At 60.4% G+C, this 20,741-nt stretch carries 17 protein-coding genes and 6 pseudogenes; 18 read left to right on the top strand and 5 right to left on the bottom strand.

Annotated elements, in window-relative coordinates; genetic code table 11:
• Window positions 1-96: 96 nt before the first annotated feature.
• Window positions 97-1,047, bottom strand: a pseudogene (locus NKH99_RS28500) (recombinase family protein).
• Between the two features lie 504 nt (window positions 1,048-1,551).
• Between NKH99_RS28500 and NKH99_RS28495 the strand changes: the two are divergent.
• The 5 genes and pseudogenes from NKH99_RS28495 to NKH99_RS28480 form a co-directional block, all read left to right on the top strand.
• Window positions 1,552-1,635: pseudogene (locus NKH99_RS28495) on the top strand (helix-turn-helix domain-containing protein); the annotation flags it as partial.
• 117 nt (window positions 1,636-1,752) lie between these two features.
• Entirely contained in the window at window positions 1,753-2,217 is a 465-nt protein-coding gene (locus NKH99_RS32815; RefSeq protein WP_502900115.1) for a DUF1403 family protein, read from the top strand.
• Window positions 2,186-2,818 carry a DUF1403 family protein gene (locus NKH99_RS32810; protein WP_502900117.1) on the top strand — a complete coding sequence of 211 codons (633 nt, stop codon included), beginning with the start codon at window positions 2,186-2,188 and terminating at the stop codon, window positions 2,816-2,818. The genes NKH99_RS32815 and NKH99_RS32810 overlap by 32 nt, the downstream gene beginning before the upstream one ends.
• Window positions 2,772-3,494, top strand: a complete 723-nt coding sequence (gene scpB, locus NKH99_RS28485) for an SMC-Scp complex subunit ScpB (protein ID WP_353017031.1) — start codon at window positions 2,772-2,774, stop codon at window positions 3,492-3,494. The genes NKH99_RS32810 and scpB overlap by 47 nt, the downstream gene beginning before the upstream one ends.
• A gap of 351 nt (window positions 3,495-3,845) precedes the next feature.
• On the top strand, window positions 3,846-4,244 hold the full coding sequence (locus tag NKH99_RS28480; RefSeq protein ID WP_353017028.1) for a hypothetical protein: 399 nt from the start codon (window positions 3,846-3,848) through the stop codon (window positions 4,242-4,244).
• A gap of 77 nt (window positions 4,245-4,321) precedes the next feature.
• Here the strand turns inward: NKH99_RS28480 and NKH99_RS28475 are convergent, their stop codons facing one another.
• Window positions 4,322-4,453 carry a hypothetical protein gene (locus tag NKH99_RS28475; RefSeq protein ID WP_352943067.1) on the bottom strand — a complete coding sequence of 44 codons (132 nt, stop codon included), beginning with the start codon at window positions 4,451-4,453 and terminating at the stop codon, window positions 4,322-4,324.
• A gap of 232 nt (window positions 4,454-4,685) precedes the next feature.
• On the opposite strand from NKH99_RS28475, the gene NKH99_RS28470 reads away from it, so the two are divergent.
• The 6 genes and pseudogenes from NKH99_RS28470 (at window position 4,686) to NKH99_RS28445 (ending at window position 10,209) form a co-directional block, all read left to right on the top strand.
• The gene (locus NKH99_RS28470) at window positions 4,686-4,895 is read left to right on the top strand and encodes a hypothetical protein (protein ID WP_352785590.1); all 210 of its coding nucleotides are present in this window, start codon (window positions 4,686-4,688) and stop codon (window positions 4,893-4,895) included.
• Window positions 4,896-4,930: 35 nt separating this feature from the next.
• Window positions 4,931-5,551, top strand: a complete 621-nt coding sequence (locus NKH99_RS28465) for a sulfatase-like hydrolase/transferase (protein WP_353017024.1) — start codon at window positions 4,931-4,933, stop codon at window positions 5,549-5,551.
• A gap of 476 nt (window positions 5,552-6,027) precedes the next feature.
• A pseudogene (locus NKH99_RS28460) lies at window positions 6,028-6,271 on the top strand (hypothetical protein).
• A 410-nt stretch (window positions 6,272-6,681) separates the two neighbouring features.
• Window positions 6,682-6,843 (top strand): hypothetical protein, encoded by a 162-nt coding sequence (locus NKH99_RS28455; RefSeq protein ID WP_352785595.1) that lies wholly within the window; start codon window positions 6,682-6,684, stop codon window positions 6,841-6,843.
• 88 nt (window positions 6,844-6,931) lie between these two features.
• Window positions 6,932-8,017 carry an HlyD family secretion protein gene (locus NKH99_RS28450; protein ID WP_352785597.1) on the top strand — a complete coding sequence of 362 codons (1,086 nt, stop codon included), beginning with the start codon at window positions 6,932-6,934 and terminating at the stop codon, window positions 8,015-8,017.
• A 32-nt stretch (window positions 8,018-8,049) separates the two neighbouring features.
• The gene (locus NKH99_RS28445) at window positions 8,050-10,209 is read left to right on the top strand and encodes a peptidase domain-containing ABC transporter (RefSeq protein ID WP_353017020.1); all 2,160 of its coding nucleotides are present in this window, start codon (window positions 8,050-8,052) and stop codon (window positions 10,207-10,209) included.
• A gap of 461 nt (window positions 10,210-10,670) precedes the next feature.
• On the opposite strand, the pseudogene NKH99_RS28440 reads toward NKH99_RS28445, so the two are convergent.
• Window positions 10,671-11,659 (bottom strand): annotated as a pseudogene (locus NKH99_RS28440) (dihydrodipicolinate synthase family protein).
• Window positions 11,660-11,711: 52 nt separating this feature from the next.
• Window positions 11,712-12,116 (bottom strand): PLP-dependent transferase, encoded by a 405-nt coding sequence (locus NKH99_RS28435; RefSeq protein WP_353017018.1) that lies wholly within the window; start codon window positions 12,114-12,116, stop codon window positions 11,712-11,714.
• Window positions 12,117-12,119: 3 nt separating this feature from the next.
• On the opposite strand from NKH99_RS28435, the pseudogene NKH99_RS28430 reads away from it, so the two are divergent.
• Both NKH99_RS28430 and NKH99_RS28425 read left to right on the top strand, forming a co-directional pair.
• Window positions 12,120-12,765, top strand: a pseudogene (locus NKH99_RS28430) (Mu transposase domain-containing protein); the annotation flags it as partial.
• 905 nt (window positions 12,766-13,670) lie between these two features.
• The gene (locus tag NKH99_RS28425) at window positions 13,671-14,057 is read left to right on the top strand and encodes an ectoine synthase (RefSeq protein WP_353017016.1); all 387 of its coding nucleotides are present in this window, start codon (window positions 13,671-13,673) and stop codon (window positions 14,055-14,057) included.
• Between the two features lie 97 nt (window positions 14,058-14,154).
• On the opposite strand, the gene NKH99_RS28420 is transcribed toward NKH99_RS28425, so the two are convergent.
• Window positions 14,155-14,289, bottom strand: a complete 135-nt coding sequence (locus NKH99_RS28420; RefSeq protein ID WP_353017013.1) for a hypothetical protein — start codon at window positions 14,287-14,289, stop codon at window positions 14,155-14,157.
• A 465-nt stretch (window positions 14,290-14,754) separates the two neighbouring features.
• On the opposite strand from NKH99_RS28420, the pseudogene istA reads away from it, so the two are divergent.
• From istA to NKH99_RS28390, 5 genes and pseudogenes are all read left to right on the top strand, one after another.
• Window positions 14,755-16,280: pseudogene (gene istA, locus NKH99_RS28410) on the top strand (IS21 family transposase).
• A gap of 14 nt (window positions 16,281-16,294) precedes the next feature.
• Entirely contained in the window at window positions 16,295-17,056 is a 762-nt protein-coding gene (gene istB / locus NKH99_RS28405; protein ID WP_353017010.1) for an IS21-like element helper ATPase IstB, read from the top strand.
• Window positions 17,057-17,122: 66 nt separating this feature from the next.
• Complete coding sequence (locus NKH99_RS28400) at window positions 17,123-17,293, top strand: hypothetical protein (RefSeq protein ID WP_353017007.1); 171 nt, start codon at window positions 17,123-17,125, stop codon at window positions 17,291-17,293.
• Between the two features lie 12 nt (window positions 17,294-17,305).
• The gene (locus NKH99_RS28395; protein WP_352873354.1) at window positions 17,306-17,452 is read left to right on the top strand and encodes a transposase; all 147 of its coding nucleotides are present in this window, start codon (window positions 17,306-17,308) and stop codon (window positions 17,450-17,452) included.
• Between the two features lie 638 nt (window positions 17,453-18,090).
• Window positions 18,091-20,741, top strand: a 2,651-nt coding sequence (locus NKH99_RS28390; RefSeq protein WP_353017003.1) for an AMP-binding protein, incomplete at its 3' end; no start/stop codon positions are given.

Here is a 20,741-nt window from a genome sequence, read left to right as displayed (position 1 = left end):
TTAGACGGCAGTCTATTAGAGGCGGCGTCGCGAGTCCGCCGCGCAAATGGCAACAAAGAGAGAGGGGAGGGCGGCGCTCGTCGACGAGCGGCCGTTTTAACCGTCAGCGGGTTCGTGCACCGTCAAACCGAGACGCCTGGCGCGATCGAGCAGATGCTTGACCGACGAGGCCGCCCATTGCCAGCCGCCGCGCGGCGTCCGCTCCCGCATTGCCTCGAGCTGGTGCCGCGATCGCCCGCAGACTGAGATCCGGATCGGCAATGGCAATGCCGGCAACGAGTGTCATCAATCGATCCTCCGGCTGTCGTCGCGGCGCGCGCTGGACAAGTTCAGGCTTTGCGAGGCCTTCCCGCACCAGGCGGTACACCGATCGGCGAAGCCGTTCCACCGTCCAGCTTTGCCCCTTTTGATTCAAAACCCGGACGACATCGTCCCAATTATGCTGGGGGCGCAGCCGTCGCACGATCGGCAACCAGCTTTGTGCCGAGGCGATGAGATCGCCGACATAGGCGCTGTCCCGCGCCGCGGCGACGGCGCGGATGCTTTCTGGCCGTCGCTCGCGCAGCCCAGGATTGCCAGGCAGACGACCACGTGCCTTGGCCGCGGCGATGCCGCCTTTCGTACGCTCGGCGATGAGCGCCCGCTCCAGCTGGGCGACAGCACCGAGCACCTGCAGCGAGAACATCCCCTGCGGCGTCGACGTGTCGATCCGGTCGCGCAGCGAACGGAAATGCGCGCCCGCTTTTCCAACGTCTCGATGACCTCGAGCAGATGGCTGACCGACCGGGCGAGGCGGTCGAGCCTGACGATGACCAGAACGTCGCCGGCGCGAATCTGGCGCATCAGCTTGGTCAGCACCGGCCGCGAGCGCGATGCGCCCGATCCTTGCTCGTGGTGGATAACCGCGCAACCGGCTTGTCGGAGCTCGTCGGCCTGCGCATCGGTTACCTGATCCTCGGTCGAGACCCGCGCATAGCCGATGAGGCGGCGCGGTCTTACGGCGGGGGAGAGGGCCCTTGACCATGGCGGGCTTTCAAGTGTTTTCACGGCGTTTGTACAATATCAACGGCTGTGGTCAACCGCTCAGTTGCAGGCGTGTCTTATCGAGACTCATAAATGGCCGTAGGGGGGCTTTCTGGGGTTTGGACCTCCACGAGGCCGCAAAACTCACCAAATCGCATCCTACGCCATCCGTGGCCGAAAGCGCGCGAAGTGGGGCGGTTTACGACCGGCCTCGCCTTGCAGGGAGTTTTTCAGGGTCTTCGAGGCTGAGGTTTCCGGCGCCTCATTGGACGGGCCGGGCCGTCACCATGCACGTAGTCTCACGAAAACCGATTCAGAGGTGAGTCTCATCCCTGTTCGGCAGCCTGCGCACCAGGCAGTGAATCGGAAATCGTGAGACTACGTGACAAAGCCAGGTGGACCGGCCGTGTGCATCAATAGGTCTGTAAACTCAGGAACTTAAGGCTAGGGGGGTTCGTCGCCATGCAGGTAGTCTCACCAAAACCGATTCAAAAAGGCGGCGAGACTCACGATTTCCGGTCAGCCGACAAGACTGGCGCCAAGCGGCCGAGCGGGATGGCGCTGAAACTGCTGTCCGTGGTGCACAAGCACGGGCTGGAGGTGCTGCAGTAGCGGCTTTTCCGGTATGTCCGATAAGCAAGTTATCGTTCGTTGCCAGCGCACGACAGGCGCGGCGGTTGTTCCGTATGTCGGTTGCCAAAAGCGCCGCCATGATTCATCGTGCTGTCGATGATTCTGCGGCCCAAACCCTCTCCGCGGCACCACGCCACGCTTGCCGGTTCCCCTTCGACCTTGCCGATGGCAACGGTGCCGACGTGGCTGCGCCGCGCCATCCCGGATGCGCAAAGCCTTGCTGGAAAAGATGTTGAGGACGTTGCGTTTGCCGCCGGCGCCGCCATCGGCGCCCTCGACGCGGTGATCCGCCGGCAGCAGCGGTGGGCCGGCGCCTGGCGGCAGCGGCTGGCGCTTGTCGCTGCCGCGGCAACGGCGAAGCAGGGCGGCCGCGTCGAGGATGAAGCAGCACTTCGCGACGCCGTGCTGCTCACGCGGCCGGGCGATTTTTTGTCCGTCGGTCCCGCCGGGCTTTTGCTGCTCGCCTGGCGCCGGCTGGCAGCCCGGCCCCGGGGACGAATTGCTGACGGAGCAAAACCTCGCCGCGGTGTTGGAAGAGTTCGGCTACGCCCCCGACGATGAGGTGGTTAGCGATCTGGCGGATGATATCCGGCAACTCGCGGCCGGCGCTGGCATGGTCGCAACGCTGACCGGCACATTCATGGCCGCCGAACGCCACGGCTTTGCGCGCGCCGTGGGGACCTGGCTCGCCGATGCGCTGCTGGCACAGCGGATGGGCTGGCCACACGCGGTGCCGCTGCTGGGCGCCGAAGCGGCCTTGGGCGCAAGCGACCGCCCGCGTCGATCGGCAGCCAGCTCCGTGGCGACAAGCATTGGGACAAATCCTGAGCGTGCGAAAAATCTGCTTGCCGCGCAGGCGCGCGCCGCGTTGCGCGCAATCGATCTTTCCGCCGAGCTCGAGCGCCGCGCGGACCGGCTGCTTGCCATTACGCCGAAACTCAGGGCCAAGGCAGCGGACGCTGTTGTCGACAAGCTCTTGTCCGACGATGCGATCGTTGCCTCGGAAAAGATCGCCGGCATGAGCGACCGTGGGCTGCGTTCGACCGTCTGGTCGAACTCGGCGCCGTGCGCGAACTGTCCGGCCGTCCGAGTTTTCGTATTTACGGTTGTGATCGATGGTCGAGGCGGCGCGCGCGAGAAGGGGGAAAGGTCGATCAGATGACCGTCGATCAGCTGACCAGCTGTTTGACCGGGAGCTGGATCACCTGCCGCCGGAGGCGCGTTGGCGTGAGTGGATGCACCGCGTCGAGGCAACGATTTTTGCGGCCAGCGAGCCCGTCAACCGCGAAACGCTCGCCCGAGTCGTTGGCAAGACCTGCAGCATTGATCTCCTCATCGACGACATCCGCGAGGAACTGCGCGGCCGGCCCTATGACCTGGTCGCCGTCGCCGGCGGTTTTCGGCACCTGACCCGGCCGGCCTATGCCGACGCCATCCGCAGTGCATTTGGCACCGCCGGTGGCGGCAACGGGCGTGCCGTGGACCTGACGCAGCCAGACGTGCTGGTTCTGATGTGCATCGCTTATTTCCAGCCGATCACCCGTGCCGAACTGTCGTCGTTTTTTGCGAAAGAGATTTCCCGCGATCTGATCGGCCATCTGCGCGGCGCGAAGCTGATTGCGTCCGGTCCGCGCAGTCCGACACCGGGTGCGCCTTATACCTACGTCACCACAAAAGAGTTCCTGCTGGAGTTCGGTCTCGACACGCTGCGCGACCTGCCGGATTTCGAGGCGCTCGAGGATGCCGGACTGCTGAGCAAGGAGAAGCTGCTTGCGGGCGACATCATGCCAGGGTTTTCAGATAGCGATCGGGATGACGTTTCAGAGCCCGACATCTGAAAGCAGATCCGACCCGACCTCGGGGTTTACAGCCCATATCGCCTCTGTCCCGCCTTGGCGCAAGTCGGCCTGGGTCCGTCAAACGAGCGCGCATCAAGCTGCCGTTGCGCGATCCGACCAACGAGGATGGCTATTCCAACGCCGCATCAACAGGGGAAGGAGTCAACCTTCGATGGTCTGAGCGAGATTTGTAAGTCAGCTAGCTCCGCCACGGCGTCAGATCTGAACGTCGAACACAGTTCGATCAAGTCATCTTGCCGGGGCTGGCCAAAGGCCAACCGATAGGTAGCCAGAGACTTTTTCAGATTCCCGTAGCGCTCCACCTCCCGACTAAACGGAGGGATCAGGACCATGCGCTCGATTTTAGCGTCACCGGGGTCGTGCCAGGACCCGGCGCAATTGCCCGATAATGACAGCTGGTCGCTGATCGGCAGGATAATCGGGCTTCTTCTTGCTTCTCGCCAGTTCAGATGCCTCGCGGATTCGCTGGATAAATTCAGCCCCAACAGCAGCCTTGAACTTCTGGAAGATTTCTTCGGAAGTTTTCTGGCTGCGCATCCAATCGGTCCAGCCAGGCCAATTTTCGGCGATGACACCTCCACGGAAGATGCGCTGCACGCCGCCATGCCGGATACCGAGCCTCTTCCTCAGCATCTCATAAATGAGGGCGCGCTCCTTCGCTGTACCAAGCGATCACTTGAGATCAAGCGCTGTCCCTGGCGTCAGGCTGATAAGATTGATAGGCCGTGAAGCGATTCCACCCTCCTGTCCAATCTCGAGCGGCAGCAGCGTGAGGCGGGTGTTTAGCGGTTTGGTCGCCGAACCGATCACATCACATTGAGAGACTTTATGTTCTGTTCGGCGATTGCTTGATTAGAGCAAATGCAGATCACGTCGATCCGATCGACTTTGCCCGTCAGCTCTTCGATCGCCTTCGCAATGACGCCCCGTGCAACCATGGTTTTTCCGAGGCCGACTTCTTCGGCGACGAGAAATTGCCGTATAGCCGACGCATCCGTAATAGACGTCGGAAAACATAGTCCACCGTGGCTCGCTGGAAGGGCTTGAGAAGCTTTAAATGCTCTTCGGCACGATAGGTCATTGGCGTACACCCTTCGAAGCCACGAGCGGTACAAAGCTGGCCCACAGCTTGAGGAACTCCGTTGGGACGATACTTGTGCCGCCATCCGGATGTTCAAGGCGCTTGATGAGCTGGCCGATCTCGATGAGCTCACCGCTACCGAGGCTCAGCGCTCGAACCATCGGCTCGAGAAGGGAAGCACCACCATGGCCGAGCCGTCTCAGCCATTGCCCTTCCCCCGCGGTTTCGCTTTCCAGGAAGCTGCCTTCGCCGAGACTGGCAACGAATCCTGGCGCTTCAAGAGCCGCTCTCAAAGCTGAAGTCCGAAAGCTAATCAGTCGCGCCCGATCGGGCTGTGCAACCCCGACCAGCTTCGCCTCATCGGGCGCTTACCGGCGTGCCTCTCAGCACCGAAAGCTGGGGTCCCTTTTGCGCGAAAAAACAGGGTCCCGATTCCACGGTCATTGACAATCATTGCGCTTCTGCAGCCGGTAAGACTGAACTTCCCGTGGGCGGCTATCATATCCCGATGTTCTTCTATGGACCGGGCCTGGTTAAGCCCGGGCATATCAGCACGCTTGTCAGCCAGATCGATCTCCCGCCGACGATCCTCCGTGCACTGGGTGCGAATGGCGAAAGCCATTTCTTCGGCAGGGCAAAAGACGGGTTCAAGCCCGACAACGAGTGCGCCTTCATCAGCAACTATCAGTCGCTCGGGTACATGAAGAACGGGACTTTGTTCGTCCTGCGTCCGAAGGGTGTGGTCGAGAGCTATCCGTGGATCCGACCACCCTCGCTTCACGTCCCGCCCCAGTGGACGCACAGCTGCGTGACGAGGCGATTGCCTACTATCAGACGGCGTCGCGCGACTTCAAAACAGGCGCACTCCGCGCCGCTTGGCAGGACGTGCCGACGAGATTCACGAATTGGAAATGATCGAATGAATGAGTCCCGCGCGATGGACCTGTCGCACTAGCGCTCCCTTGGTGCCGCGCTCGTTTTCGCATCGCATGTCATTGAAGCGCGGGGGCGACAGCACTATGACCCCGCTTATGACACGAGCAAGGCATATGACACGTCGGCAACGGCAAGGCATTTCGTTTGGGTGGCCCTTGTCGCTGCCCTCAGTGTCGCGTTCAGCCTTGTGCTCGCTTGCGCCACGCCATTCCCGGCCATCGCTACGGTGGCCGGGGCAAACCTCTCCCGTCGTGGTGCCCTGCTGCAACAGGTGTGTCGTGGCTCGCCAATCAGGCGGTCGGTTACCTCCTACTCGGCTATCCGACGACATGGGATAGTCTTGCATGGGGCGGGGCGATCGGTCTCGCCGCCCTGCTTGCGGCTTTGCGGTGCTGGTGCTGCGCGACCGGGTCGGGGCCCGCCTTGTCGCCTATGTCGCCAGAATCCGCAACGGCGTTGCTGTTTCTCGCATCCTTCGTGGGCCGAGGCCGCCTGATGGCGATGATAACCTACGTCTTCACCATCAATCACGTCGCGAAAATGCTCGGAGAGGACCCCGAACTCCTGGAGGCGATCGTCTGTAACGACGACAATCTGTCCTACGGCAGTCTCATCAGCGTTTACGACGGCACGGGCGCCCATGCCCGCCGCTCGACCAATGACTGGAAACGATTTCCTCGAAGACTTCGTCTCAGACCCAGACATCATCGCACGCATCAAAGCGAAATCTCCGCGGTAACAATCGGGCGCTGACACAAGACCACACTGCCGCAAGCTGCTCAGCGCGTTCCAGATGCTGTTCCAGATGCTGTTCCTGACAGGCCGGTTCTCTCGGCAGAATGCTTGGCCGAAATATATCCTCCATGCAGGCAGAGCTCCCTCAGGAGACCTATATTCGACTCTATCCCTAAGTATCCGACCTACCCGCACTGGCCCCTACCAGTGTCGGGTTTGTCGAATCCGCGACACGGTGACGTCTGGCTGGCGTGCCGCCGCGCTATCAGTGAAGCCATTGAATAACATCCAGAACAGTTCTCTGGGTCGCTTCCTGTGCGGTTGGCACGACTCTTGATGTTGGTTGTACGGCGGCAAAAGCCGCTAAATGGCAGACTGGTTCATCTTATTTGATCTCTAGGAAAGGAGACAGCAATGAAGGTCGATCTGTCAGACTATGGTGTGACTGAATTGGCTCCGGAAGAAGCATCCACAATTTCGGGCGGGTGGGCTTTTTTTGCGGCGATAGCTTTCGCGGTGGCGGGATTAATAGGCGTTGTGGCTGCGACTATACTGGATTGGAAGACACACGGTTAGAACATTAGTGTGCAAGCTAAATACCCTTTCTCCTGAAGTTGCCAGCTACACTGCAGAGAGCATTCTCTCCCGACGATCAGGACGATCTTTGATCATCTATCGGCTGATTTTGCTCTCTGTGGTTGCGACGTTGGTGTCGCTGCCACTCATCACCATAGCGATCTCGGTCCAAAGTGCCGGTATCATTCGCCCCACCGTCGAGAAGACGCCCCTGGTCGCACCCGTCTCCGGACGCATCTCCCGTATCCTTGCCGTTGAGAACGATCTGGTTGCCCAGGGGCAGGAGATTCTCGCCCTTGATGATGAGGTGGTTGAGGAAAAGCTCAGGGCGTATAAAGGCGATATTCGCGCTAAGAGTGATCTTGCCCGTGACCTCGAAACCCTGATCTCCTCCGGCACGAAGGCCAAGGACCCGATCCTCCTCCTGACCGAGTCCGCCAAGGCGGAGCGGGCGCATTTTCTCAATCTGCTGCGGGAGAACCAATATGCCAGCAGTAATGCCGCGGCGGAACTCGACCGCGCTAAGCGACTGCTCTCCGCTGCTGCGACCCCCGCAAAGGCCGTTGACGAGAAGGCTTTCGCCCTCCAGAACATTGAGGTTCAGGGGGAGATCCTTGCCCGGCGCAAATCCGCCGAATGGAACCAGCAGCTCTTCGACCTTAACCTGCGCCTCAAGGAACTCACGGCCGCCGTGCATCAGCTCGAGAAGGAACGGGATCTCACCCACATTCGGGCCTCCGTGTCAGGCGCACTCGAGCAATTCACCGGCCTGACCCCCGGCAGCTACATCCAGGCCGGGCAAACCGTTGCTTGGGTTTCGCCGGACGACGAACTGGTGGCGGAAATCTACGTCTCCCCCAAAGACATCGGCTTAGTGCGGGAGGGCCAGTCGGTGCGGCTCCAAGTGGATGCATTCAACTACAATCAATGGGGTCTCATCGATGCGACAGTGCTCGGCGTAGCGCAGGACTTCACCCTCCACGACATGAGCCCGGTCTTCAAGGTCCGCTGCGCACTCTCTCGCACCCATCTCGCACTCAAGAACGGGGTCATCGGTCATCTGAAGAAGGGCATGACCGTGCGGGCCCGCTTCCTCGTGGCAGAACGCACTCTTCTGCAACTCCTCTACAATGAGGCCGACGATTGGCTCAATCCCCTCCTGGCGGGCCACTAATCCTTCCCTATCCAAACAGCCAGCGAGCCGCCATGTCGAGCAAGGTTATCAAGTTCAAGCAGCACGACATCACCGATTGTGGAGCTGCCAGTCTTGCTTCTGTCGCAGCCTTCTATGGTCACAAGCTGCCATTGTCGCGCATCCGCCAGTATGCCTCGACCGACCGCTCCGGCACTACCGTACTGGGCCTCACGGAAGCGGCCCGGAAGCTGGGCTTTGTCGCCAAGGGAGTGAAGGGTGGCTTCGACAGCCTGTACAAGATCCCCAAGCCCGCTATCGCGCACGTCGTCGTCAAGGGGGTCCTTCACCACTTCGTCGTCATCCAGGCGATCGACGCGAGGTGGGTCACCGTCATGGACCCAGCCTATGGCGAAATCCGCAAGCTGACGCACGAGGAATTCAAGACGCAATGGACTGGCGTCCTGGTGCTCCTGGTTCCGGCAGCCACCTTCAAGCGCCGCGACGAGACCATTACGCCGCTTGCCCGGTTCGCGCGTCTGCTTGCGCCACAAAGGGCGGTGATGGCCCAGGCTCTCGCCGGGGCGCTCGTGACGACGGTCCTCGGGCTCTCGACGGCAATCTACGTCCAGAAGATCGTCGATCATGTGATCACAGCGGGCAACCGCAACCTGCTCAACCTGATGAGCCTCGTCATGCTGGTGATCCTGGTGGCGCAGATCCTGATCAATCTCCTCCGGAACCGGCTTATCCTGCAAACGGGGCAGAAGATCGATGTCCACTTGATCCTCGGCTACTACAAGCACATTCTAAACCTGCCCCAGAAGTTCTTCGACAGCATGCGCATGGGCGAAATCATCGCCCGGATGAACGACGCGGTGAAGATCAGGAGCTTCCTGAACGACGTCTCGATCAACATATTCGTTGACGTGCTAATGATTCTATTTTCGTTCGGGCTGATGTGCATCTACTCGTGGAAGATCGCCTTGGTCGTGGCGGTCTCCATTCCGCTGTATCTCTTGGTCTATTGGACCATCAACCGGCTGAATAGGAAGCACCAGCGCGCGATTATGGAGGATGCCGCCAACCTGGAGGCGGAGCTGGTGGAATCCCTCGGAGCTGTCTCCACAATCAAGACCTCCGGCGTGGAGAGTTTCGCCAACTTCAAGATGGAGATCCGTTTCATCAAGATGCTGCACTCCGTCTACAGTTCCGGTCTCATCTCGATCTTCGGGGATAATGCCTCGACTTTCCTCTCGACCCTATTCACCATCGTGCTGATGTGGTTCGGAACGACGCTTGCCCTGGATCAAACCGTCACGCCCGGCGAGTTACTGTCCTGTTATACGTTACTCGGCTATGTCATCCGGCCGGTCGCCAATCTGATCCAGACTAATCGGATCGTTCAGGATGGCTTCATCGCAGCGGATCGCCTGTTTGAGATCTTCGACCTGGAGCAGGAGACAAGCGGCGGCGGCATCGATGCCACAAAGTCCGACCTTGGTGATATTCGCCTGGAGAACGTCACGTTCCGCCATGGTTCGCAGCCGGAGCTTTTCCACGATCTCAGCGTCACCTTCCGCCGGGGCGAGATGACGGCCGTGGTGGGGGAAAGCGGCTCGGGCAAGAGCACCCTTGCGGCGTTGCTGCAGAATGTCTACCCGCTTGAGGGAGGACGCATCCGGATCGGTCCCTTTGCCCTCCAGGATCTCTCAACAGTGTCCGTGCGCAAGGCTATCGCTGCTGTGCCGCAATCGGTCGATGTGTTCTCGGGCTCGGTGGTCGGGAACATCGCCCTTGGCGAGTTCGAGCCGGACATCGAGAAGATCCTGCACATCTGCGATCAAATAGGGCTACGAGAGCTGATCGAGCACTGGCCCGGCGGTCTCCAGACCTATTTGGGCGAGAATGGTATACGCCTCTCCGGCGGCGAGAAGCAGCAGCTTGCGTTGGCTCGGGCTCTGTACCGGGATCCGGAGATCCTGATCCTCGACGAAGCGACTTCCTCTCTCGACTCGATAGCCGAGGGGTTTGTCCTGCGAATCATTGAAGATCTTCGTCGGGCCGGTAAGACCATAATCGTCATCGCTCATCGACTCAGCACCATTCGTAGGGCCGACAAGATCGTGGTCTTCGACAAGGGACAGCTTATTGAGGAGGGGAGGCATGCTGATCTGCTGGCAACTGAAGGTGCTTACGCACGCTTGTGGCGGGCGCAAACCGGATCCAGCTAACCACGACGGTGCCGTAGCGCATCGATCACCGCCAGCTCCGGTCATCGAGACCTAGGAGCGTGGCCTGCAGCATCACGTATGAGCTGACGCGGATCGCATCGTCGCACTCGGTGAATAGCGTCTCGCCTGCCCTGCATAATCGCAACATTCCTCCGCATCGTCTGTAATGCGGCTTGAGCTCGGGGGTCATTCTCGTCAGATTGCCAAGTGCCCAAATACTCACCATCCCGAGTGACGACAGAACCATTACCGAGCAAGTTAATCTTCCAGCGAAGCATTGAACGACGTGTCCCTTTTTGCATGTAGCGAGCCTTGATAGCGTCGAGACGTTGCGTCGGCGGGTCTCGCTCGAAAAGGTCGTGGCCAAGAAGCTACGCATCGCGATCGAAGAGCGGCGGCCGAACGTGTCCGTTCGCGAGCTCTACATGACAGTTCCTTTCACTGGCCGCCGGGTTCGCTGTTCACCGGTTGACATCCGATGGCAAGCGTTCCAACGCGGCGGCGATCTGGCGCTTCGCTGCTGAGGGCAGAGGCAGGATGGGACGCGGGGGGTCGGCGCGGCAAATGTCGAGCAATTCGGCGATTGCATAGACGACGCGAAGGCTCGAGAACTCCTTGAAGAGGCTCCAGAGCGGCGCAAGCGTGGCATCGATCCGTCGTGCTTCGGCCGCATCGCCCTGTTGCGCCGCCGTGACGATCTTCACGCAGACCTCGGGCAGGATGCCGGCGAGGACGCTGTACCATGTGTCGGCGCCGGCGATCATGGCCTCTGCGGCGTTCCAGTCGCCGCTGTAGCCGATCGAGAACCCTTCCGGCACAGTGCGCCTCTGGTCGGCCAGATGGCTCTTGATCGCATCGCCCTTGCCTGTCGGATTCTTGATAGCGACAATCCCAGCCACCTTTGCCAGGCGGCTGACAAGGGGTGGACTGAAATGGAAATGCGTCGTTCCTGGATTGTCGTAGACGACGATCGGCAGGCCACTTTCGCGCGCCACAGTGGAGAAATGTTCGAACACCTCGTCCTCAGTAAGCGGGGTGTAGGAGGCGGCCGCAAGCAGCCCCGCGGCAGCTCCAAGGGCCTTGGCGTCCTGCGCGAATCTCACTGCTTCATCGGTGCGCAACGCGCCCACACCCACCACGACCGGCGTTCGCCCGGCGATTTCGTCCAAGGTCTCGGCGAGCGTCCGTCGCCGTTCCTCGCGCGACAGATACATATAGGTGCCGGTGCTGCCGAGAAGACCGATGGAGTTGTCGGCCGAATTGAGAAACTGACCCCCCCTATTGCCTCACCGAGGCAATAGGGGGGGTCAAATCCTCACTTCGCTTGACAGGAGTCGACCTGAGCGGCGCCAAGCCGAGCAATCAGCCTGCGCAGAGCAACGGTATCGACGCGGCCGTCACGATCGGCGGGCGTGATGGGAAACGCGGAAAGACCGCTCAGGAATGCCATGGCAAGGCTCCAGGTTTGTGCGTGAGCGCAGGACTGGCCGGACGACAGGTCATCACAAGGCGTCCAGAGCCCGCCGCAGGTCGGCGATTAGGTCATCGACGTCTTCAAGACCCACCGAGAGACGCATGAGGTCCTCGCCGACTCCATCGGCCAGATGCGCATCCTTGCGGATCGGCTGACGAGCACGGGTCAGGCTTGCCGGATGATAGATGAGGCTGTCGGCATCGCCGAGGCTGACAGCCCGGGTGACCAGGTTGAGCCGGTCCATCATCCGGCGCGCGCCCTCGAACCCAGCGTGGAGGCCAAAGGCCAACATGCCCGACCCTTGGGACATCTGCTTTCGCGCCGTCACCTGATCAGGGTGCGAGTCGAGGAAGGGATAACTCACCCATGCCACCGCCGGGTGCGCCTCGAGCGCCTGAGCCACCGCAAGGGCCGTGGCGCTGTGCCGTTCCATGCGCACCATGACGCGGTGACGCGCCAGGTGAGGTTTACGCGCAGCTGCATGCCTCCGCCCGGTACTGGGGCTCCAGCCGCGGGCCTGTGCTCCCTATCAAGCACGTACGAAAGGGAAGGACGAACGCGGAGTGGGCCACGTCAAGAAGATCGCGATCGCCGGGCGGCGGTTCGAGAGCTGGGCGGCGTTCGAGGCGCATCTGGACCGGTGGACGCGCGTGGTCGCCGACCAGCGCGAACACGGCACGACCGGTGTCGCGCCGGTGGAACGCTTTGCCGATGAAGCTCGCACGCTTCGCCCCCTGGCTGGGCGTGCCCCGTTCGGTCAGTTGCGGGACCTGGTCCGCAAGGTTCAGGCCGACTGCGCGATCGATCTCGACACCAACAGCTACTCGGTCCCTTGGCGCCTGATCGGCGAGAGCGTCCAGGTCGTGGTGCTGGCAGGCCGGGTGATCATCCGTCATGCCGGCCAGGTGGTGGCCGACCATGCGCTGTGCCGAGGACGACGGCAACGAATCGTGGACCGAACTCATTTTGTCGGCGTTGCCGGCTTCGAAGGCTCGGTACGCGCCGACCCGGTCGAGATCGCGCCGGCCGCGTTGCTGCGGCCGCTTGCGGAATACGAGGCGGTTGCTGGAGGGGCTTGGTGATGACGAACGTAGATCACGCGACCAGATCGACACGCTGAGCGTGCCGCCGCTCGCCGGCATGGCGAGCCTGTCCGATAGGCGTGAGCCCGGCTAGCCGCCGACCGCGAATGTTGCGGATGATCCGCGCGGCTGGGTTCGAGCCCCCGCAAGCGCCGCGTGTGGTCGGCATCGACAGCTGGGCCTGGCGCAAGGGTCAGCGCTAGGGTGGATTCCAATGGACTGGACCCAATGGGCGCTGATCGGGCTTTTGAGCATGACGATGCTGATCGGTAGAGACAAAGGTCAGCCGCACCGGCCGCCGGCTCTCTTCGCGCGTCTGACCGCATCCAGATAACCGGACAGCATTGTGTCCGCTATCGCTTGGCAGTTTGTCAGATTGGCTTCACTGCGCTGCAAATCCTCGATTCTCTAAGCGGCTGAAAAAGCCATAAATTTTATCGCTATCTGTCTACTAGCAGGCCTCTCTGATTGGGTGGCACGAGATTTGCTTCGTTAGCCAAGAGGCCGCGGAGCCGTATTCGTGTTGCGAGGCACAGCGAAGGAAGGAAACAACTTGCCAGATCTGCGACCGAAAACGCTTTATGTGGCCGGCAATATCACCAACGGCATTCTAAAAGATGCCAACTCGAGCGGCGGTGCCGCGCAGAAGTGGTCACATCACGGTAGTGCGCGCCCGAGATCGAGTTAGATAAGAACGAATGCTTCGCTTCTCTGCGCGCGGCAATAGCGGACATGGATTTACATGTCCTTACCGGCATGCCTCCGGTCCAAATAACCATTGCTTGCCTTTCATCGTCGGGGGCGGGCGGAAGCCGCGCTTCTAGGTCAGAACAACGGCCTCCAGCTTCCGCAATAATGACTTTAACCTGTATTCCTGCAATCACAGTTAAGAATAGGATAGCACTATGATTGTGCGTAGCCTGCACGATGTTGAAGCGACCGATCACTTCGTCGATTGGGGCAATGGTACTAGCCACCGCCTCCTGACGGATAAGGACGGCATGGGCTTTAGCATCTGCCACACCGTAGTGCGCGCTAACACCGTCTCGCTTCTGCAATACCGCAATCATCTCGAAGCCTGCTACTGCATCGCCGGAGAGGGCGAGGTCGAGGACATGGACGGTAATGTCTTCCCCATTCGCAAGGGCGACATCTATGTGCTTGACAAGCATGACAAGCATCTTCTGCGCGGGGGCCGGGACAAGGACCTGATCCTCGTCAGCATCTTCAACCCGCCCCTGAACGGAACCGAGCGCCACAAGCTCAACGACCCTGCAGGCTCGACATATTGAGCAAGGCGAACAAACGCCAAATCTCATTTAAACCGCCGCTCATTGCGAGGAACATTCACCTTAGCGACCCAACAACAAAATTTGTTCTCTATCTTGCTCATATCGGCTGTTCAGTTACATGTGTAAAGACTCGGAAGTCCGGCGCGTAACGCAGATCCTGCGTCGATGAATCGAATGTGAAGTGGTGATGACCTGCCATTAAACTTTCATCAAGCGGCGATTTGCGCAGCATTTCCGGTGCTCCGATACCATTCTCTGGACCGCCGGGATTAAAGTTTTCCGGTAGTCAGGCCCTCACCACCGCAAGGCAATATCGGTATCTCCGATGAAGCACTGACCTAGAGGCTGCGAATACTGATCCTGATCAATGATGTCGCAGCGGACATGCTGCCCGCAAATCCTTTTGCCGCTTGAGCAGAAGCTGGGCAAGATTCTGCTCAAGCGGCAAAACGATTCTCGCCTCAGGCGGGTCAAAGCTCAGATGGACGTTATCGATCAACCGCATCATGATGATGCGGTTGATGCGTATTTCAGACGATCGTGAGCACGGATTTCACGGGATCATGAGCAACGATTTCAGGCCATCGTGAGCAACGATTTCAGATGATCGTGAGCACCTTTTCGTGGGTGCGGGATGCTTCGTCCGACAACTCAACCGGTCTACGGGATTGCCTCGTTCAACCAACGAGGAAGCCTGATGCCAACCCAGAGATTGTCGATGCGCCGGATCAGAGAAGTTCTACGTTTAAGGCATGTCCAGGGCCTACCCGAACGGGTCATCGCGCGCATGATCGGGGTGAGCAATGGCGTCGTGCATGGCTATCTGCGGCGCGCCCATCTTGCCGGGCTGAGCGGATGGATGACGAAGGCCTTGAGCTGCTCCTCTTTCCGGCGCCGAGGGCGGCATCGCAAAGCCCCCGTCGGCCGGTGCCCGATTGGAGCTATGTGGAGAAGGAGTTGCGCCGCCGCAGCGTAACGCGGGTGCTGTTGTGGGAAGAGTATCGCGCCGCCAACCGCGACGGCTTTGGCTATACGTGGTTTTGCACGACCTTTGAGGCCTGGAAGGGGCGCACGCGCCCGACGATGCGCCAGACGCACCTAGGCGGCGAGAAGGTGTTTGTCGATTTCGCCGGCGACACCATCGACATCTTCGACGCCGTCACCGGCGAAGCGCACGCCATGAAGCTGTTCGTCGCGGCGATGGGCGCCTCGAACTACACCTACGCCGAGGCGTGCCCGAGCGAGAGCCTGCCCGACTGGATCGGTGTTCACACGAACCTTTTCACCTTTCTGGATGGCGTGCCGAAGTTCGTGATCTGCGATAATCTCAAGGCCGCCGTCACCAACCCCGATCGCTACGATCCCGGTCTCAACCGGACCTATGCCGAGATGGCGAGCCATTACGGCACCGCAATTCTCGCAGCCAGGCCGAGACGCCCGAAGGATAAGGCAAAAGTCGAAGTTGCCGTGCAAATTGCCCAGCGCTGGGTCCTGGCGCGGCTGCGCAACCAGCGCTTCTTTTCCCTGGCGGCGCTGAATGCCGTCATCCGCGTGCTCGTCGCCGAACTCAATGCCCGCCAGATGCGTGGCTTCGGCTCCAGCCGAGCCGAACTCTTCGCCGAGATCGATAGGCCGAAGCTGGGAGAACTGCCGGACCAGCCATACGTCTTTGCGCGCTGGAAGCGCTGCCGCGTCGCACCCGACTATCATGTCGAGGTCGATGGGCACTGGTATTCCACGCCCTACCGCCTCATCCGCGAGCTCGTCGATGTGCGCATCGCCGACAACACCGTCGAGATCTTCCACAAGGGTCAGCGCGTCGCCAGCCACGCCCGTGCGCCCAACCGGCGCGGCCATACGACCGTTGCCGATCACATGCCGAGCGCGCATCGCCGCTACGGCAAGTGGACGCCGGGAGGATTGATCGCAGCCGGCGAGAAGATCGGTCCTTCCACCGCCGCCTTCTTCCAGGCTGTCATCGCTGACCGGCCGCATCCCGAACAAGGCTTTCGCACTTGCCTCGGCATTCTGGCGCTGACCAAGAGCTACGGCAACGCGCGCGTCGATGCAGCCTGCCAACGTGGCATTCTCATCAAGGCACGCTCCGTCGCCTCGATCCGTTCGATCCTCAAGAACGGCCTTGATCGCGCTTTCCTCGACGAGACGCCCGATCACCAACCCCTGCGCCACGGCAATATCCGCGGTCAGGGCTATTTCCACTGAACCAGGGAGATTCCATGCTCACCCATCCCACCCATGAACGGCTGGTCGCACTCGGTTTGTCCGGAATGGCCAAAGCCTTCGAGGAGCAACGACGATCGCCGGATCTCGATGCTCTGTCGTTCGAGGAGCGCATCGGGCTCCTTGTCGACCGCGAAGCCGCCGAGCGCGACACCAAACGTCTCACGGCCCGCCTCAAATTCGCCGCGCTGCGCCAAAGCGCATGCGTGGAAGATGTCGATTTGCGTACCCCGCGCGGCATCGACCGCGCCGTCTTCGCCAGGCTCGTCGGCGGCGACTGGATCGACCGTCACGAGAACTTGCTGGTCACCGGCGCAACCGGCCTGGGCAAGAGTTGGATTGCCTGCGCGCTCGGTCACAAAGCCTGCCGCGACAATCGATCGGTGCTCTATCATCGCGTCCCGCGCCTCTTCGAGGCGCTCGCGCTGGCTCGAGGTGACGGACGCTATGGTCGCCTGCTCAAGACCCTCGGGCGCGTTCAACTCCTCCTTCTCGACGACTGGGGCCTGTCTGTTCTCAACGCGTCCGAACGGCGCGACCTCCTGGAGATCCTCGACGATCGCCACGGTCGCGCATCGACCATCGTCACCAGCCAAATTCCCGTGGAACTCTGGCAAGACGTCATAGGCGATCCCACCCTCGGTGACGCGATTCTGGATCGACTCGTTCACAACGCCCACCGCCTTCAACTCGCCGGAGAAAGCATGCAAAAACACAACGCCCGCACCCACGCTCTTGACGGCGTCTCAAACGCCTGAACAATAACTAGGTCGGCCGAAGCGACCCTCATGATCGCGTAAAATACGTGCTCACGATCGCCTGAAATGGCTGCTCACAATCAGCGAAATGCGCAGTTGATCCAGGCCGATGATAGCCTGAAAGCTCGCTTCGCCCTCCTTGTCTCCATTCTCGGAATTTCCACTGCGACGGCCTTCACGCCAATCATCGAAATGCCAGAACTCGGAGACTCGACGAAAGCCGCAACCTCCTTATGAGGTCTCGCTCCGATGAGCCGACAATCCGGACGATGGACCGAACGCGCTTTCATTGCTGGCGGAAGGGCCATCGTCCGACAAGCGCTCTATATGCCAGCACTTGTTGCAGCCCGCTTCAATCCGATCTCAAGGCCAAGTACAAAGGCTTGTGCCGATTGATAGCGCGCTCAACGGCACGATGTCTGGCGATGTCGGATAAATGACAAAGCAGTATTATTGCTATCATATTGATTGAGAATGACTTCACCTTTTGGCACGATACGTGCGTAGTCTTCTAACAAGGCGCATAGACTGAGGAGAAGTCGCGCGATGATCACGCACACCGGAAACTCAGACGAGGGTAGGGTGGCAGCTGCGATACTGCCGGCGACGATATTTGGTGACCTGGGAGCTTGGCGGGGATTGGGAAGATCTGGCTCCGCCGCGCAAGAGCTTCGTTACCGTCAATTGACGCGAGATTACACTAGCGATCGTAGGCCCCCCGAGCAGATTCGAACCAGTGTGAGCGATTACGGAGGGCGGCGCCTAGGACGGGAACTGCCCAGCTTGGTGGGTGAACTGCGGGAGGGATGAAGATGGCACCTCGGTCTTCTTCGGCGCGCGGAAGTGCCTGCGTACCAGGCGATCAGGATAGGCATCCTGCAGCGCGATCAATCTGCTCGAGTGTCTTTGTTGGCGGTGGTACGCTTGCAGTTAGATGCGCTCAGCTGGCAACGGAGATGGGCCACGTCATTGGTGCGGCCCTGTGTGGCGACGCCACATTCGCAGAGTGGGCGACTCGTGCCAACATCCCCTGCATGGAAAGTGCTGAAGAGCTCTCCTCTTTTTTGAAGGCTGAGCCGGTGGATTGGATTTTCTCCGTTGCCAATCCGTTGATATTGCCACCGGACGTGTTTGGGCGCGTGCGTCAAGGTGCTTTCAATTACCACGACGGTCCATTGCCACGATATGCGGGAACGCACGCGACGTCCTGGGCGCTGCTGGCGCAAGAGACCGAATATGCCATCACGTGGCATCGGCTCGATGATGGTGTTGATACGGGTGACGTCGTGGTTCAGCGCCAGGTGCTGATTGCGCCCACCGATACGGCACTGACCCTGAACCTTAAATGCTATGAAGCCGCGATCGAGGGCTTCCGCGAGCTCTTAACTGGCCTCGAGAATGGGAAGCTTACTGCCTATTCGCAGGCGCTGGTGAACAGAAGCTATTTTCCGAAACGTCGACGCCCAGATGCGGCAGGCTGTCTGCGATGGGATCAATCCGCGCAAGAGTTGTCAGCGATGACGCGGGCCCTAGGCTTTGGGCCATATCATCCCAATCCAATGTGTCTGCCCAAGGCTCTCGTTGGCGATGAGGCTGTCACAGTCAGACGCCTGGAGGTGTTGGCTCAACGCTCGGGCGTTCCGGCAGGTTCGTTGCTTGAAGTCCACTCCAGCCATTGGCGTGTGGCGACGGGTACAGAGGATGTCGATGTTTGCTTTGGCGGCCCCAATGGCCAGGTGCTGGACGCGCGAGCCCTCGCTAGGCACTCCAATCTGGATGAAGATGGTCGCCTTCCGATCTTGAGCGATGAACAGGCGCGGAGCATAACTACCACCCATGAATTACTGGCGCCTCGGGAGGATTTTTGGCGACAGCGGCTCGAGCAGTTTAGAAGATTGCATCCTCCTTTCTTGTCGTCGTCCGTGGCTGTGGCACAGCCTAGGTGGCAGTCGAGTTCGTGGTTCATTCCGAGTGCTTTGGCTAAGCTGTCCCCACTCGATCGCACGGACTACTTGGTAACGGCTTGGCTGATCTATCTCGCCCGCATCACGGGTGAAACAGAGCTTCAACTGGGATGGACGCCTGCATCGGATGAATCACAAGCTGGCTCCAAAGCGGTGGAGGTGTTGATCGCCTCTGTCGTCCCGATGGAAGTTACCATTGATCTTGCACATGATTTTGAAGAAATGCGCAAAACGGTGGCGGCCGAATTCGCTCAGTTGAGGGCGCACGCTAGCTTTGCCCGGGATCTTATCGCGCGCTGCCCGACATTGCGAGGTGTGGAGGCGCTACGGTTGCAGCAGCCCTGGCCGATTGGCATCACAATCACGACAGACAGCGGTTCCGTCGCTGGCGATCTGAAGACGAGCCACAGAGCTGGCCCAGCCCTATGCGGCGATTTGCTGACCTTTGAGGTTTGCGCTCTGGATGGGAGCTTTCGCTGGCATTTTGATGCCAGTCTATTAGCGCCGAAGCAGATCGACCGCATGACGCAGCATTTGCAGACTTTGTTACATGGTGTGACGGTCGACGCGGGGCAGCCGGTCGGCCGCATCGACATCCTCCCGGCCGACGAACGCACGTATCTACTGGAGCAGTTGAACCGGACGGCGGCGCCTTATCGGTCGGAGCGGTACATCCATGAGCTGTTCGAGGCGCAGGTGCGCCAGGCGCCGGGGGCGGTGGCGGTGGTCCATGAGAACGAGCGCCTGAGCTATGGCGAGCTCAATGCGCGGGCCAACCGGCTGGCGCATCATCTGATCGCCCTCGGGGTCAGGCCGGATCAGCCGGTGGCGATATGCCTGGAGCGCAGCCTGGCGATGGTGGTGGGTATTTTGGCGATCCTCAAGGCGGGCGGCGCCTATCTGCCGCTGGATCCGGCCTATCCGTCGGCGCGGCTGCGGCAGATTGTCGAAGATGCAGAACCGCAACTGCTGCTTTGCGATGCCGCCGGCCGGACGGCACTGGGCACCGAGGCGCTGGCCGATGTCAGCGTGGTCGATCTGGATATGGCCACTCCGGTCTGGGCCGCGCGATCGCCTTTGGACCCGGAGCCGCGCACGCTTGGCCTCACCTCGCGCCATCTCGCCTATGTCATCTACACCTCCGGCTCAACCGGAACCCCAAAGGGCGTCGAAATGTCTCACGGCTCGCTTGTGAATTCGCTCTCGCCCTCACCGGGGAATGGAGCGCCAAAACGCACACTTCAATTCGCGACCCTGAACTTCGATGTGTCATCCCAGGAGTTGTTCATTTGTTGGAAGGACGGTGGACTGCTCGTGCTCGTGCGGGAAGAAACCCGTAGCGACTTCTCCGACTTGGTCGAATTCGTGAAGAGGGAGGCGATCGAGCGCCTTTTCCTCCCGTTCGTAGCATTGAACCATTTTGCGGAGGTCTGGGGGGCGCAGCAAGTGCTGCTGTCCTCTTTAAGCGAGATCTATACAGCCGGTGAGCAATTGCAAGCCACTCCATTGCTTAGGGCGTTCTTTGAAGCACATCCAAAGGCGAGATTGATCAATCAATACGGGTCCACAGAAATCAACGTCATTGCCGAGCACCGCCTTGCAGCTGACCCATCAAGCTGGCCCCAATTGCCTCCCGTCGGCCGTCCGATTGCGAACACGCGGGTGTATCTTCTGGACGGCCATGGCGCGCCGGTTCCATTCGGGGCGGTGGGCGAGCTTTA

Source organism: Mesorhizobium sp. M0854, assembly GCF_040319815.1.
GTDB lineage: Bacteria > Pseudomonadota > Alphaproteobacteria > Rhizobiales > Rhizobiaceae > Mesorhizobium.
Note: the sequence above shows the minus strand (reverse complement) of the source record. Positions and strands in the feature narration are given on the sequence as shown.